This window comes from Harryflintia acetispora (genome assembly GCA_004340125.1).
GTDB classification, from domain to species: domain Bacteria; phylum Bacillota; class Clostridia; order Oscillospirales; family Ruminococcaceae; genus Harryflintia; species Harryflintia acetispora.
The window spans coordinates 44,289-59,169 of the sequence record SLUK01000011.1; the positions used below are offsets into that span (position 1 = coordinate 44,289).

Consider the following 14,881-nt stretch of genomic DNA (forward strand, 5'->3'; position numbering starts at 1 on the left):
CCGGCTGTCCCCCGGCTCACTCTGTCTGTCCATGAGGAAAGCCCCTGCGGATCGGCGCTCTATCTTCCCTCGAGGAAAGCCCCCGCGGATCGGCGCTCTATCTTCCCTCTAAAGTGTGGCGCAGGCTTCCTCTTCCCGCTTTGCTTCCCGTTTTTGCAGCGCGCGCTGCCGGATAATAAAGCCGGTGAGGATAAGCAGGTTGACGGTGAGCATGACCGCCGACAGAGAAAAGATCGAACTCGGGCGCAGCGCGTAGATCACGCCCGAAAGGCTGCTCATCAGGGTGCTCCCGGCCGAGATCATCACGTTCATCACCGCGTAAATCTTCCCGCGGTTCTTGGCCTCCTCCTCGGTCACGCTCGCGACCAGCGAATCAAGGAAGGTCTTGCACATCGCATAGCCCGAGGAATAGACCAGCGCCGCCACACAGGCCAACGTCAGCGAGCCGTGCGGCAGGAAGATCATCAAAAACATATAGGGGATCTGGATGAAGAAGCCGGCGACCAGAGCCCCGCCCATCCCCACGCGGGTGCGGATAAAGTGGTTGATGACCGGGATGACGAGCAGGCAGGTCAGCAGCAACCCGATCGAGTTACAGCCCCCGACCAGGGAGACGGCGGCGGGGTCGATCCCGATCACGTCGGTGAGATAGACGTTGAGATAAAGGCTGAAATGGGTGCTCAAAGGATACATCGCATTATAGATCACGTTGAGCAGGATTGCCGAAAGGATCATCTTCTTGCCCCAAAGGATCTTGAAGCCGCCCAGCGGATTGATGTTCCCAAGGCGCAGCGGCGGATGGCCCGCCGCCAAAATTTCCTGCCCCACCTTGGTTTCGGTATAAAACCGGTTGCGGATGATCATTTCGGTGGCGAAGACGACGATCGCAAAGATCAAAAAGACCTTCTGCGCCGAGATGATCCCGATCCGGGTCACCAGCAGACCGCCAATTGGGGTGATCACGCCGATGGCGGTGTGCAGCATGGTGAGGATGTTGAGGGCGGCGACCCGCTGGTCGTCGTCCGCGTCCTCGACCACCATGAAGTTCCAGGACATATTGGAAATTTGGCTCAGGGAGTTGACGATCTTCCCCAGCGCAAACATCCAAAAGTTGTTTGCGAACAGGAAGATCAGGCAGGAGCCGGGCCAGGCCAGGAGCTCGAAGATGGTGGTCGTCTTCTTGCGCCCGAGGCGGTTGACGATCTCCCCGGCGGAGAGGGCGAAAAGGATGCCGAAGAAGTAGCTGACCGCCACGACCAGCCCGATTTCCCGGTCGGTTACGCCGCAGCCTTTCATATAGAGGCTGAGATAAAATGTATACAGGGTGTTGGCAACGCTGAAAAAGAACTCGAAGATGACACTGATGCGGGTGTTTCCCTCGAGCTTGCGGAAATTTTCTATGAGGGGCAGGTTCTGGACCCTGCGCAGCATCCCCAATTTGACCACCCCTTCCTCTTTGATACCACAAAATAAAACACCACGGCGTATGCGACACGCCATTCTGCCCAGCCGCGATACACCGTGGTGTACTATTTAATTTCTACTTCAGCAACCGGATCTTAGTAGTCCAGTCTTCTGTAGTATCTGCGGATCGCCAGAGGATGTTTGCCGTACTCCTCGAGGTACTTGGAGATTCTCTCGGTCACGTTGGCCATCACGATCGGGCTCATCATGCCTCTGAACTCCTTGCTGATGCCCTTGAGCTCGTAGTCGGCGGTGTCGAACACGGTGACGTTCGCACAGATGGTGTTGACGAAGTTCTCAACACGGTCCATCAGCTTGCGGGCAGCATCCTCGCCCTTGAAGAGGATGACGCTGTCATCTCTGCCGATGACTTCGAGGGTGCCGTGGAAGAAGTCAGCGCCGGAGATGGACTTGGTTCTCATCCACTGCATCTCTTCCATGATGCACATGGCGTAGCAGTAAGCCTCGCCCCAGAGGTTACCGGAACCGACGAGGTACTGGATCGCGTCGTCACGATGCTTCTTGGCATAAGCGTCGGCCGGAGCGTCAGCCTTCTTCTTGACGTCAACCAGCAGCTCAGGCATGGTCTTGAGCTCGGCCATGAACTTGTCATAGTCAGCGAAGTCGCCATGGTTCTTCATGAAACGGCCGGCCAGGGTGTACCAGAAGTACCAGGTGCCGCCCGCCTCTTCGAGGATCAGGTAATCAACGCTCTTCGCAAGCGGGGAACCCTCTTTCTCAACAAAGCCGATGACCTTGGCGCCGACTTCGTGAGCGTAATCAACAGCCTGCACAACCTCTTTGGTGTCGCCGGAAGCGGACTGGATCACAACGATGGAATCCTTGGTGAACTTCTTGTTGCCGACGGTCAGGAACTCAGCCGCATTCTCAACGTACAGGTCCAGGGTGGACATGGACTTGATGATGGACTCAACCTGCCACTCATATGTAATGGTGCCGCCGATGCCGACAAAGAAGATGTTGGAGTAACCCTTCTCGCAGACCTCGTCTACGATCTTCTCGACCTTCGGAATGAACTCAATGGCTTTCTTCTCGTTCGCAAGAAACTTCGCTTCGTCGAATTTGAACATACCTTTTCCTCCTAGTCATTTGTTGCTTATTTCTCGGCCCTCGGGCCGAACTGCCAAACTCAGGCGGGCAAAATCCTTTGCCCGGGGAACAACTGGTATAGTGCTATACCAGTTCTGTCATTATCATACCACACCCCTCCGGGTTATGCAAGGGGTTGCGGTTAAAAATTTTGCCCATTCGCCTCTCCCCTACCTGCAAGCGGGCGGCGTGCCCGAAGGCACACCGCGGCTGCAGGAAAACAGAGATTAACCCTTGACGCTTCCGGCGGTCATACCGCGTACCAGCTGCTTCTGGAAGATCAGGTAAACGATGATCATCGGCAGCGAGGCGACCGTCAGACCGGAGATCAACACGCCCCAGTTGGTGGTCAGCGCGGCGCGCAGGTTCATCAGTCCGACCGGGATGGTCTTGAGCGCGGAGCTCTCGATGAAAACGAGACCGAACATGAACTCGTTCCAGTCGCCCATCGCGGTGAGCAGGGCGCCGGTCGCAATGATCGGCTTGCTCATCGGCAGGATCATCTTATAGAAGATCTGGAAGGAGTTGCACCCGTCGATGTAGGCCGATTCCTCCACCTCGAGCGGCAGGCTCTGGAAATAGGACCAAAGCAGGAAGGTGGTAAACGGAATGTGGAAGGCCGCATAGGGAATGATCAGCGCCCAGCGGGTGTTGTAGAGGCCCAGGATCTGGAGCAGCTTATACAGCGAGATGATGCTGACCTCAGGGGAGAGCATCATGCCGCCCAGCACGCAGGTGAAGAGCAGGGTGTGCAGCTTGAACTTGTACCGGGCAAGCACGAACGCGAGCAGCGCCGAGCACAGCACGGTCAGGAAGGTGGCGACCACCGTGACGATGACACTGTTCATAAAGTAGGTGCCGACGCCCACTTCCCACGCCTTGTAGTAGTTATCCCAGCTGGGGTTCTGAGGCATCTTGAAAGGACTGAGCATGAGCTGCTGGTTGTCCTTGAAGCCGCTGAGAATCATCCAGATCAGAGGATATAAAACCGTGAGGCCATAAAGAGTGATCGGGATCAGGATCAGAAAGCGAATAACTTTTCCCTTGACGTCCTTCATGTTATGCCGCCTCCTTTACTTTTTTTACCTTGGGTGCCTTCGGTTCCTTGGGCCCCTGGTTGATCTTCATCTGAACCAAGGTGAGAACCAGCAGAATCAGGAAGGTTAGCGTTGCAATGGCAGCCGCATAGCCCATTTCATCGTTACGGAAGCCCGCCTTGTACAGGTAGGCCGCCAGAACCTCGGTCGCATGGCCAGGGCCGCCGCCGGTCATAACATAGACCTCGCCGAAGACCTTGAACGCGCCGATGATGGTGGTGACCACCGTCACCAGCACGGTGTCGGTGACCTGCGGAACGATGATGTAGAAGAAGTTGGTAAAGGGATTGACGCCGTCGATTCTGGCGGACTCAAAGATGTCCTCCGGAATCTTCTGGATGGCAATGATGAACAACAGCATGATATAACCGATGTTCTGCCACTGGGAAACAAATATGACGGAACCCATCGCCGTACTGGCGCCGCCCAGCCAATCGCGTGCGAGGCTGCCCAGCCCGATGGCCTTTAAGAAGGGATTGACGACACCCATGGTCGGGCTGTAGAGGAACTGCCACAGAAGGCCGATGACGGTGATGGAAATTACTGACGGAATAAAATAGAGGGTGCGGAAGAACGGCTGGAATTTGCGCATCTTGGTGCTCTCAAACACCGCCGCAAGGACCAGGCCCAGACCGCACTGACAAATAACGGACACGATTGCATACCAGGTATTGTTCTTGAGAGAAATCAGGATGTTCTCATCCGAGAACATTTTTACGTAGTTTTCCAGACCGATGAAGACTTTCCCATCGGAAAACGCACTCCAACGATACAGGCTGTAGACAAAGTTCAGAATAATCGGAAAGAAGACAAACACGGTCATCAATATGAATGCCGGCAATATGTAAAGTAGCATCCCCCGCTTATCTTTATACACCCATACTCAATCCTTTCAAACCGCATAATCCTTATCGGTTAGTGAAATCAGGGGGATCGGAGAGGGGCCGCGCAGGACCCCTCTCCGCCCACTTGCTTGCGTAGGAACTAGTGCTTAAAGCTTACAGCTGGCCAGCTTCCGCAAGGCCCTTGACCTCGGCGGCCATCTCCTGAACCTTCTTCATGAGCTCTTCAGGAGTGATGGTGCCGTTGAGGATCTCCTGCAGGCCAGGCAGCCACACGTCGGAAATCTTGGCATTGATGTCGGTGTCGAGCCAGAGGGCCATACCGTCGGCCTCTTCCAGTCTCTTCATACCTTCCATGATGTAGGTCGGGGCAACGCTCTCATTGGTAGCACCAATCACCGGGCTCGGCCAGGCAAGGGTCTTGACCATGAACTCCTGGTTCTCCATGTTGGTGATGTACTTGAGGAACTTGATGGCCTCTTCCGGAATGGTGGAGGTGGAGGAAACCATGAAGCCGTCCGGAGCGCCGGTGATGTAGTTCGCCTCGCCCTTCAGGTCGGTGACGGTCGGCAGCGGGAAGAAGCCCCACTCGTCGTTCAGACCGGTCTGGTTGGCCTCATCGCACTGTTTGAACTCCTCGATCTCGGCGTAGAACATCGCCTCGGTGCCGGCAGCCCAGGTCTGACGGGCCTGGTCATGGGACTTGGAGTTCGGGAACTCGTTGAAATAGGGGCCAAGGTCAGCAAACAGCTGGAGAGCCGTCACATAACCGGGATCGGTGAACTCGCCGGTCTCCGCGGTGTAGTCCTTCATACGGACGTCCTGCGGAACGCACTGCTGGTTCAGGCCGGTGATGTAGTGGCAGGCCGCCCACGGATACTGGTCGCCGAAGGAGATCGGGGTGACGCCGTTGTCCTTGAGGGTCTTGCAGACGTTCATGAACTCGTCCCAGGTGGTCGGAGCGGTCAGCCCGTACTGATCAAAGATGGACTTGTGGTAGATCATGTACTTCGGGTCGATACGCAGCGGGATACCGTAGTTCTTGCCGTCCTTCGCGAAGGGCTCAAGACCAGCGGACATGAAGGAGTTTTTCCACTCGCTGTCGTTCTCTTCCAGAGCGGGGGTCAGATCATACGCGGCGTTGGCGGCGATGAACTTGTTGGCGAACTCGCCGGACCAGGAGAAGAAGATGTCCGGGCGGTCGTTGGAGCCCATCAGAACACGCAGCTTATCCTTGATCGGCTCGTCGCCGACAGCCTCGTCAACGATATCGATGTTCGGGTTCGCTTCCTCATAGTTGGCGATCACAACATCAAAGAACGGGCCCTTGGTCTCAGGATCCGGCCACTTGTGCAGGAGCTTGAGCTGAACCTTGTCCCCGGTCGGGGTCGCTTCGCCGGCGTCGCTGCTGGCGGGGGCGCTGTCGCCACCCTCGGGAGCCGCAGAGCTGGTGGTGTTGGAGCCGCTGCCGCAGCCTACGAAGCTAAGTGCCAGCGCGCTGGCGAGCAGCAGGCTGACGATTTTGCGAGACTTACTCATTTTTTTACCTCCATTTTGTATATTTTGACCTCCCCGGTCCCTATGGCCGGATTGGACAAAAACGATTGAAATTGGCGAGCGTCTTATTTGATATCTGTCTCATACCCGAAGGTGCCGCTCACCAGGCAGTTCTTCGCGGCGAACTCGGCCGCGTTCTCCATGCTCTCCCCGATCGCCTCGCCGTCATAGATCCCCACGAAATACCGGGCGATGAAGCTGTCCCCCGCCCCCATGGTGTCCACGATGTTCTCGACCGGATAGATCCCCTGCTGATAAAACTTCCTGCTCTCCACGTCGTAGAGCATCGAGCCGCGCGAGCCCATGGTCATCAGAACCTGCTTGGGGCCGTGGGTGCCGACGCCCTCCATGAGGACCTTGAGCTCCTCCTCCTTGGCGCTGCCGCCCGAAAAGATCGCATAGGTCACATACGGCAGGGTTCGCTTGAGGTTGTTCCAATGCGGCTTGTCCGAATAGTCGTAAGCGATGGGCACGCCGATCTTATGCAGCTCGGGGAGCTTTTCGTCCAACCCGCTGTAGCAGCTGGTGTGGATCAGGTTGAAGCCCGCCATGTACTTCTTAAGCTCCTCGGTGATCTCGATGTCATGGGAAACCCCGTCGATCCCGCCGATGAACACCCGGTCCGAATCGACCAGGGTGACGTCCGCGTAGGCGGTCTCCCCTTCCTTGATTTTGACGTGGGAGACGTCCAGCCCTTCCCTTTTGAGGGAATCCACGATGTGGCTGCCCGCGTAATCGGTGCCCACCGTCCCTATGTAAGCCGCTTCGGCCCGCCCGGTCTTGTGGGCCAGCACCGGAACGTTCACCGCATTGCCGCCCGGATACATCTTTTTCTTGTAAAGATACCGGTCGACCACGTTGTCGCCGATCCCAACAATTTTCAGCATTTTTGCCATACCTCCTCATCGGCATGCGCCAATGGATTGTGGTATATTTCCATACCAGTGCTCGTTTATTATAGCACAGGAGTTTTGGCTAATTAAGACATTTTTCATAAATGTCCCATATCTTTTTTGTTAATTTTCTCTCTACCAGTTTTTTGGAGAAGTGAAAATATCCAAAGAATCGTTTTGCTTTCGTGCAATATATATGCTATAATGCATATTGGACTGTTCCGAAACCCGCATAAATTGCGGGATTACATACTGGAAACCGTTGGTGAGAATATTGAAAAACAAATATACTCTGACGAGTGAGAATTCGATCGACAAGCTAATGGAGTACATCGACATCCATCATCTGCCCCCCCGCGAGCGGCTGCCCTCCGAGCGCAAGCTCAGCGAGCTGCTGGGCGTCAGCCGCCCCGCGCTGCATCAGGCGATCTTCGAGCTGATCAACCTCGGGGTGCTCGCGCAGACCCCCAGCGACGAAATCATCATCGCTGAGCCCAAAGTGCTGCGCAACATGTGGAAGATGCGCTCCTTTACCAAGACTATGCGGGCCCTCGGCCTCACTCCGAAGAACAAGGTGATCTACGCGGGGATGACCGAGGCGACCAAGGAGGAGGCTTCGGCGCTCAACCTGACGCTCGGCTCGCCGGTTTTCCGGCTGCACCGGCTGCGCTGCCTGGACGGCACGCCGATGGTCATCGAGGTAGCCGCCTTGCCGGCCAAGCTCTTCCCCAGGCTGCTGGAGCACGATTTCTCCAGAGCCTCGCTCTACAGCGTGCTCGAGGAGGAATACGGCACCATCCCGCTGACCCAGGAGCAGGAGTTTTTGATCGACTTCCCGAACCCCGCCGACATGCAGCTGCTGGGGATCGACGCCAAGGAGCCGCTGATCGTCCAGCTCGGGCGCACCGCGGACCAGAACGGCGTGATCATCGAATACTCGGTTTCCAAGACGCTCGGCTCACGGTTCGAGTTCGAGAGTATCTCCGTCATTGAATAGCGAGGGGGTGGAACGACATGCAGAACAATACGCCGATTTACAGCCAGCTGGAAAAGCTGATCAAGGATAAGATCCTTTCGGGCGAATACAAGTTTGGGGAGGCCATCCCCTCGGAGCGCAAGCTGGCCGAAACCTATGGCATCAACCGCATGACGGTGCGCAGTGCGATCAACAACCTGGAAAACCAGGGGTACATCGTCAAAGTGCACGGCAAGGGCAACTTCGTCTCCAGCCCCAAGTTCAAACAGAGCTTTGTCGAGGGGTGGGGCTTCACCTCCCTGCTGCGCGAGCGGGGGATCGAGCACAAGGACAAGCTGATCTTCTCCGGCGTGGAGGAGGCCAACTACCAGCTTTCCAAAATCTTCGGCGTTGAGCGGCGCACCCCGCTGTTTCGCATCGTGCGCCTGCGCCTGGGCGACGACGAGCCGCTCAGGCTGGAAGACACCTACGTGCCCTACGACCTCTTCCCCGGGATCGAGTCGATCGACTATTCGGTGACCTCGCTCTACGACGTATTCCAGGCCAACGGGATCACCCTCAAGGAGTTCCGGCAGGTCCTTTCCTCCTATCTGATCCACGACTTCAAGGCGCGCCTGCTCGATTTGGAGGACGATTACCCGGTCTACCGGGTGACCTGCCAGACGATGGACCAGAGCGACCGCGTGGTGGAGTACACCGTCTCCTTAATCAACCCGCAAAAGACCATTATTACCACCAGCTTAAAATAAGGATACAGGAACCGGCCCGTCGAAACTTGTCCGACGGGCCGGTTTTTTCTTTTTCGACAGGATGTTTTTACATGATGGGGCGCCGGGGCGAAACGCGGCTTTCAGCGCAGCTTGAAGCGGTAGCCGGCGTTTTTCAGGGCGCTGCAAATCTCCGCGATATGGTTCTGGTCCCGCGTCTCCATGACGATATGTAAAAAGCAGGAGTTGATGTCCATATTTTCGTCCGCCCGGTCATGGTGCACGGCGACCACGTTGCCGCCCAGGGAGGCGATGATGTCCGACACGCCCTTGAGCTGGCCGGGCTTGTCCACCAGCTCGATGGTCAGCTCGGCGCTGCGCCCGGTTTTGAGCAGGCCCCGGCTGATCACCCTTGAAAGGATGGTCACGTCGATATTGCCCCCCGACACCAGGCAGACGGCGTTCTTGCCCTTGATGTCCACCTTATCAAACATCGCCGCGGCGACCGAGACCGCGCCCGCCCCCTCGGCGATCAGCTTCTGCTGCTCGATCAGAGCCAGGATGGCGGTGGAAATCTCATCGTCGGTGACGGTGACGATCTCGTCGACGTACTGCTCGCACAGCTCATAGGTCAGCTCCCCCGGCCGCTTGACCGCGATCCCGTCCGCGACGGTGGAGACCGAATCCAGCGCCAGCGGCCCATGCTCCTGGTGGGAGCGGTACATCGAGGGCGCGCCGGCGGCCTGCACGCCGTAGACCTTGCAGCGCGGATTGAGGGATTTGATGGCGAAGGCTATCCCGCTGATCAGCCCGCCGCCCCCGATCGGGACAATCACGCAGTCGATCTCCGGCAGCTGGTCGAGCAGCTCCAGGCCGATGGTCCCCTGCCCGGCGATCACATCCAGGTCGTCGAAGGGGTGGATAAAGGTGCTCCCGGTCTCCTTCTGCAGCTCCCGGGCGCGGTTGTAGGCGTCGTCGTAGACTCCGGGCACCAGCACCACCTCGGCGCCGTAGCGCTTGGAGGCCTCCACCTTGGAGATCGGCGCGCCGTCCGGCACGCAGATGAGCGATTTGATCCCGTTGCGGCTGGCGGCCAGCGCGACCCCCTGGGCATGGTTGCCCGCCGAGCAGGCGATCACGCCGTTTTTACGCTCCTCCTCGGTGAGCTGGGATATCTTATAATAGGCCCCGCGCACCTTGAACGAGCCGGTCAGCTGCAAATTCTCCGTTTGAGGTAGACATTGGAGAGCGGATTGATGTTCGGCGCCGGAATGAGGTCGGTGGTGCGCACCACGTTTTTGAGGACATAGGAAGCCTGGTAGATTCTGTCGAGCGTCAGCATGATCGTGGTCTCCTTCTTATAATGTTTCCTCACTTGCCGCGCCGCGCTCCATCGCGGTGCGCCCGGTGCGGATAATTTTGAGGATGCCGTGGGGGCGCAACAGCTCGATGAACGAGTTGAGGGTATGGGTATCCCCGGCGAGCTCGAGGATCAGGGTATTCTGCGAAACATCCAGGATGCTGGCTTTGAACATGTTCGCGATGTTGACGATCGCGTCGATCTCCCCGGCGTTGCCGCCCACTTTCAAGAGCAGGTACTCCCGGATGACCGAATCCTCTTTCTCCAGCACCCTGACGCCGATGACGTCGTAGAGCTTGCCCAGCTGCTTGTCCACCTGGCGGATGATCCGCTCGTCCCCGCGCACCACGATGATGATCTGCGAGACGCCGGGATCCTCGGTCTGGGCGGCGACGATGCTCATAATGTTGTAGCAGCGGCGGCTGAAGAGCCCCGAAATGCGCAGCAGCACCCCGGTATGGTTGCGCGCGAGCACCGAGACAACGTATTCCTTTTCATTGGTTTCCATATGCTGACCTCCTACATTTCCAGGATGATGTCCTCGACCGGCGCGCCGGCGGGGACCATGGGCAGGACGTTCTGGTCCATGTCGATCAGGCAGTTGACCAGCACCGGACCCTTCTCCCCGAGCGCCTGGCGCAGCACCGGTTCGATCTGTGCGCGCTCTGCGATGGTATAGGCAGGCACGCCGTAGGCCTTGGCGAGCAGCTCGTAATCCACCGGCTTTTCCAGGGTGGTGTGGGAGAAGCGGTTTTCATAAAAGAGCTTCTGCCACTGGCGCACCATCCCCAGCACGCCGTTGTTGAGGATCAGCTCGATAAGCGGAATGTTGTACCGCGCGGCGGTGGAAAGCTCGTTGGCGTTCATCAAAAAGCTGCCGTCCCCCGCGATGTTGACCACTTGCTTCCCGGGGTTTGCGAGCTGCGCGCCCATCGCGGCGCCCAGGCCAAAGCCCATGGTGCCGAGCCCTCCCGAGGTGATGAACTGCCGGGGCCGGCGAAAGCGGTAAAACTGCGCCGCCCACATTTGATGCTGTCCCACCTCGGTGGTCAGGATGGCCTCCGAACCGGTCAGCGCATCCAGCGTCTCAAGCAGCTCCTTGGGGGTGACGGCGTCCGGGTGCGGCGCGCTCTGGACGAGGGGATATTCCCGCTGCCACCGGGTGATCCGTGCCATCCAGTCCCCATGCTCCCGCTGCGGGAGCGCCGGGAGCAGCGCGGCGAGGATTTCCCTGGCGTTCCCCCGCAGGCGCAAAGCGGCGTCCACATTCTTGCCGAATTCGGCCGTGTCGATGTCGATATGCAAAACCTTGCAGTTTTTGGCGAACAGCCCCGCGTTGCAGGTCACCCGGTCGGAAAAGCGGGTGCCGATGGCCACGAGCAGGTCGCACTCGTGCAGCGCCAGCGCCGCCGTCTTGGTGCCGTGCATGCCGAGCATCCCGACGTAGCGCCCGTCGTATTGGTCATACCCTCCCTGGCACATCAGCGAGCAGGCCACCGGCGCGTCGAGCGCCGCCGCCAGGCGGTGAAGCTCCCCGGCCGCCTCGGACAGGATCACCCCACCCCCCGCGTAGATGAAGGGGCGCTCGCTATGCATGAGCAGCTCGAGCGCCGCTTTCATGCGCCGCTCGCTCGGCATGGGGGTATCCTCGGGCGGGAGGGGCTCCCGCCCCGTGTATTCGCACTCGGCGGCGGTGACGTCCTTGGGGATGTCGATCAGCACCGGGCCCTTGCGCCCGCTCTGGGCGATGGCGAAGGCCTCGCGCACGGTGTCCGCCAGATCCCCGACCTCGCGCACCAGGAAATTGTGCTTGGTGACGGGCATGGTGATCCCGGTAATGTCCACCTCCTGGAAGCTGTCCAGCCCCAGCAGGGGCCGTGCTACGTTCCCGGTGATGGCGACCATCGGCACCGAATCCATATAGGCGGTGGCAAGGCCGGTGACCAGGTTGGTAGCGCCGGGGCCGGAGGTGGCGATACATACCCCCGTCTTGCCGCTCGAACGCGCGTAACCGTCCGCGGCGTGGGCCGCACCCTGTTCATGCGCGGTGCGGATGTGGCGAATCCGGTCGGCGTACTGGTAGAGCGCGTCGTAGATGTTGAGCACCGCGCCGCCCGGATAGCCGAACACCGTGTCGACCTGCTGCTCGAGCAGGCATTCCAGCAAGATTTCTGCGCCGGTGAGCTTCATATGAATAAGCCTCCTTATTTGATGCAATATAAAAAGCCTTCGTCTCATTTAGAGACGAAGGCTGATCCTCCGTGGTACCACTCTAATTCACCGTCCTCCCGAAAGGGAGAACGATCTCTTAGTCGCGCATCCAACAATGCGCTCCCCAGATAACGGCGGGGTACCGGATCTGCTTACTCCAAAGCCTGTTTCAGCTGTCTGCTCCAGGGTGATTTCACAGCGGCTCCCGTCGCCGCCTCGCACCGGCCGGCGGCTCTCTGAAAACGGGTGTATGCCCCTGCGGCGTCCCTATCGTCGCATTTTCATATTGTTGTATATTTTATTCTTAGTCCGGCGGTTTGTCAAGAATTTTTTTCATCCAGCACAATGGGGACGAATTCCTCAAGCGCATGGATCTGGTAAGTCACCGGCAGTCCCGGCGCCCGGTGCCTCCCAAAATTCAGCCAGCAGGTGGCGATGCCATAATCCACCCCGCCCCTCATGTCCGAGGTCAGCGAATCCCCCAATATGATCACCCGCTCGCGCGGCGGGCGGCCGAGCCTCGCAAACACCCTGTCAAAATAGGCGGCCTGGGGCTTTTGCGCGCCCAGGTCCTCTGAAACGAAGAGGTCGTGGATAAAGGGGGCGATGGACGAGCGCCTCAGGCGCCCGCGCTGCACCCGGGACACCCCGTTGGTGGCAAGGCACAGGCGGCAGCAGCCATGCAGCCGCTCGCAGAGCTCCTGCGCGCCCGGCAGCAGGAACGCCCCCTTTTTGAGCTCGTCGAGATACTCTTTATTAAAGCGCCGCGGCTCTTCGCCGATCCCCATCTCTTCAAAATAGAGGGAAAAGCGCAGCCGCAGCAGCTCCTCTTTTTGCAGCTCCCCGCGCTCGAAACGCCGCCAGAGACCCTCGTTGATCTCCCGGTAGACGGCGAGGTGCCGCTCCCCGGGCACGATCCCCCTTGCACGCAGCGCGGCAAACAGCGCCTCCCGCTCGGCGCGCTCAAAGTCGAACAGGGTCCCGTCCGCATCCAGCAGCAAAATGTCGTATCGTGGCATCCAAATTTCCCCCTTAAATGTCTTTTATTATATCACAGGAAGCACGAATTTGCTTTCAACAGGCCGGATTTTATTGTATAATGGCTATAAATTGGCTATTATGCAATTGATTTGTGGGAGGAAGGGCTTTGAAAAAATATGTCGTTGCCCTGGACCAGGGCACTACCAGCTCGCGGGCAATCGTCTTCGATAAGCAGCAGCATATCGTCGGGGTCGCCCAGAAGGAATTCATGCAGCTCTATCCCAAGGCCGGATACGTCGAGCACGACCCGATGGAGATCTATGCCTCCCAATACGGGGTGCTCATGGAGGTGCTCGCCGGCAGCGGGATCGAGCCGCAGGAGATTGCCGCCATCGGGATCACCAACCAGCGCGAGACCACCATCCTGTGGGACCGCAAAACCGGGCGCCCGGTCTACAACGCCATCGTCTGGCAGTGCCGGCGCACCGCGGCGATCTGCGAGGAGCTGAAAGCACAGGGCCTCGGCGGCTATGTGCAGGAGACCACCGGCCTGGTGATCGACGCCTATTTCTCCGCCACCAAGATCAAATGGATTCTCGACAACGTCCCCGGCGCGCGGGAAAAGGCGCGCCAGGGCGAGCTGCTCTTCGGCACGGTGGACAGCTGGCTGATCTACAAGCTCACCGGCGGCAAGGTACATATCACCGACTACACCAACGCTTCGCGCACCATGCTCTACGACATCAACAAGCTCTGCTGGGACCGGCGGCTGCTCGACGTTTTGGACATCCCCGCCTGTATCTTGCCCGAGGTGCGCCCCTCGAGCGAGGTCTACGGCACGGTGAACATCTCGGGTGTGGAAATCCCCATCGCCGGGATCGCCGGGGACCAGCAGGCCGCCCTGTTCGGCCAGACCTGCTTCGAGGAAGGGGAATGTAAAAACACCTACGGCACCGGCTGCTTCCTATTGATGAACACGGGGCATAAGCCCTGCCAAAGCCGGCACGGGCTGGTTTCCACCATCGCCGCCAGCGTCTCGGGCGGGGTGCAGTACGCGGTGGAGGGCAGCGTCTTCGTCGGGGGCGCGGTGATCCAGTGGCTGCGCGACGAGCTGAGGCTGATCACTGATTCGGCCGATTCGGAATACTTCGGCGGCAAGGTCAGGGACAACGGCGGGGTCTACATCGTCCCGGCCTTCACGGGGCTGGGCGCGCCGCACTGGGATATGTACGCGCGCGGGGCAATCTTCGGGCTGACCCGCGGGACCGGGCGGGACCACATTGTGCGCGCGGCGCTCGAGTCGATCGCCTATCAATCCAAGGACGTGCTCGACGCCATCGAGGCGGACACCGGGATCGCGGTGCGCGAGCTGCGCGTCGACGGCGGGGCGAGCGTCAACAACCTGCTCATGCAGTTCCAATCCGACATTCTGGACAGGCCCGTCTGCCGCCCGAAGGTGCGGGAGACCACTGCCCTGGGGGCCTCATATCTCGCCGGGCTGGCGGTCGGCTTCTGGAAGGACCTCGAAGAAATCCGCGCCCAATGGGCTCCCGAGCGGGTCTACACCCCCGGCATGCCCGCCGAAACCCGGCAGCGGCTCATGCGCGGCTGGAGCAAGGCGGTCAGCCGGGCAAAGGACTGGGAGGAAGAATAGCTTCGCTGAACGCTTGGTCGTAAAAGGGC

The 14,881-nt window shown here is 59.0% G+C and carries 12 protein-coding genes and 1 pseudogene; 3 read left to right on the plus strand and 10 right to left on the minus strand.

What is annotated here, in order from left to right; all coding sequences use genetic code 11:
• Positions 1-108: 108 nt before the first annotated feature.
• From EDD78_RS11530 to EDD78_RS11555, 6 genes are all read right to left on the minus strand, one after another.
• The gene (locus EDD78_RS11530) at positions 109-1,446 is read right to left on the minus strand and encodes an MFS transporter (RefSeq protein WP_165873209.1); all 1,338 of its coding nucleotides are present in this window, start codon (positions 1,444-1,446) and stop codon (positions 109-111) included.
• A gap of 113 nt (positions 1,447-1,559) precedes the next feature.
• Positions 1,560-2,555 carry an SIS domain-containing protein gene (locus EDD78_RS11535; RefSeq protein ID WP_079699158.1) on the minus strand — a complete coding sequence of 332 codons (996 nt, stop codon included), beginning with the start codon at positions 2,553-2,555 and terminating at the stop codon, positions 1,560-1,562.
• 246 nt (positions 2,556-2,801) lie between these two features.
• Positions 2,802-3,632 carry a carbohydrate ABC transporter permease gene (locus EDD78_RS11540; protein ID WP_079699157.1) on the minus strand — a complete coding sequence of 277 codons (831 nt, stop codon included), beginning with the start codon at positions 3,630-3,632 and terminating at the stop codon, positions 2,802-2,804.
• Between the two features lies 1 nt (position 3,633).
• The gene (locus EDD78_RS11545; protein ID WP_242942153.1) at positions 3,634-4,548 is read right to left on the minus strand and encodes a carbohydrate ABC transporter permease; all 915 of its coding nucleotides are present in this window, start codon (positions 4,546-4,548) and stop codon (positions 3,634-3,636) included.
• Positions 4,549-4,669: 121 nt separating this feature from the next.
• Complete coding sequence (locus tag EDD78_RS11550) at positions 4,670-6,052, minus strand: ABC transporter substrate-binding protein (protein ID WP_079699156.1); 1,383 nt, start codon at positions 6,050-6,052, stop codon at positions 4,670-4,672.
• 83 nt (positions 6,053-6,135) lie between these two features.
• Complete coding sequence (locus tag EDD78_RS11555; protein ID WP_159448969.1) at positions 6,136-6,957, minus strand: PfkB family carbohydrate kinase; 822 nt, start codon at positions 6,955-6,957, stop codon at positions 6,136-6,138.
• Between the two features lie 280 nt (positions 6,958-7,237).
• Here EDD78_RS11555 and EDD78_RS11560 point away from each other — a divergent pair, with 280 nt between their 5' ends.
• Together EDD78_RS11560 and EDD78_RS11565 are read left to right on the plus strand one after the other, a co-directional pair.
• On the plus strand, positions 7,238-7,960 hold the full coding sequence (locus tag EDD78_RS11560) for a GntR family transcriptional regulator (protein WP_079699154.1): 723 nt from the start codon (positions 7,238-7,240) through the stop codon (positions 7,958-7,960).
• Positions 7,961-7,977: 17 nt separating this feature from the next.
• A complete protein-coding gene (locus tag EDD78_RS11565; protein ID WP_079699153.1) occupies positions 7,978-8,688 on the plus strand; it encodes a GntR family transcriptional regulator in 711 nt (236 codons plus the stop codon).
• 101 nt (positions 8,689-8,789) lie between these two features.
• On the opposite strand, the pseudogene ilvA reads toward EDD78_RS11565, so the two are convergent.
• From ilvA to EDD78_RS11585, 4 genes and pseudogenes are all read right to left on the minus strand, one after another.
• Positions 8,790-9,988: pseudogene (gene ilvA, locus EDD78_RS11570) on the minus strand (threonine ammonia-lyase).
• 16 nt (positions 9,989-10,004) lie between these two features.
• Positions 10,005-10,514: an acetolactate synthase small subunit gene (gene ilvN, locus EDD78_RS11575; protein WP_079699152.1), complete on the minus strand. Its 510-nt coding sequence runs from the start codon at positions 10,512-10,514 to the stop codon at positions 10,005-10,007.
• An 11-nt stretch (positions 10,515-10,525) separates the two neighbouring features.
• Positions 10,526-12,196, minus strand: coding sequence for a biosynthetic-type acetolactate synthase large subunit (ilvB, locus tag EDD78_RS11580; protein ID WP_132085033.1), 1,671 nt, complete (start codon positions 12,194-12,196; stop codon positions 10,526-10,528).
• Between the two features lie 341 nt (positions 12,197-12,537).
• On the minus strand, positions 12,538-13,236 hold the full coding sequence (locus EDD78_RS11585) for a YjjG family noncanonical pyrimidine nucleotidase (RefSeq protein WP_132085034.1): 699 nt from the start codon (positions 13,234-13,236) through the stop codon (positions 12,538-12,540).
• Between the two features lie 128 nt (positions 13,237-13,364).
• Here EDD78_RS11585 and glpK point away from each other — a divergent pair, with 128 nt between their 5' ends.
• Positions 13,365-14,852, plus strand: a complete 1,488-nt coding sequence (glpK, locus tag EDD78_RS11590; RefSeq protein ID WP_132085035.1) for a glycerol kinase GlpK — start codon at positions 13,365-13,367, stop codon at positions 14,850-14,852.
• Positions 14,853-14,881: the final 29 nt, after the last annotated feature.

Coding starts and splice junctions, on each gene's coding strand:
- EDD78_RS11535 (WP_079699158.1), bottom strand. CDS start 2,555: ATGTTCAAATTCGACGAAGCGAAGTTTCTTGCGAACGAGAAGAAAGCC.
- EDD78_RS11540 (WP_079699157.1), bottom strand. CDS start 3,632: ATGAAGGACGTCAAGGGAAAAGTTATTCGCTTTCTGATCCTGATCCCG.
- EDD78_RS11550 (WP_079699156.1), bottom strand. CDS start 6,052: ATGAGTAAGTCTCGCAAAATCGTCAGCCTGCTGCTCGCCAGCGCGCTG.
- EDD78_RS11555 (WP_159448969.1), bottom strand. CDS start 6,957: ATGCTGAAAATTGTTGGGATCGGCGACAACGTGGTCGACCGGTATCTT.
- EDD78_RS11565 (WP_079699153.1), top strand. CDS start 7,978: ATGCAGAACAATACGCCGATTTACAGCCAGCTGGAAAAGCTGATCAAG.
- ilvN (WP_079699152.1), bottom strand. CDS start 10,514: ATGGAAACCAATGAAAAGGAATACGTTGTCTCGGTGCTCGCGCGCAAC.
- ilvB (WP_132085033.1), bottom strand. CDS start 12,196: ATGAAGCTCACCGGCGCAGAAATCTTGCTGGAATGCCTGCTCGAGCAG.
- EDD78_RS11585 (WP_132085034.1), bottom strand. CDS start 13,236: ATGCCACGATACGACATTTTGCTGCTGGATGCGGACGGGACCCTGTTC.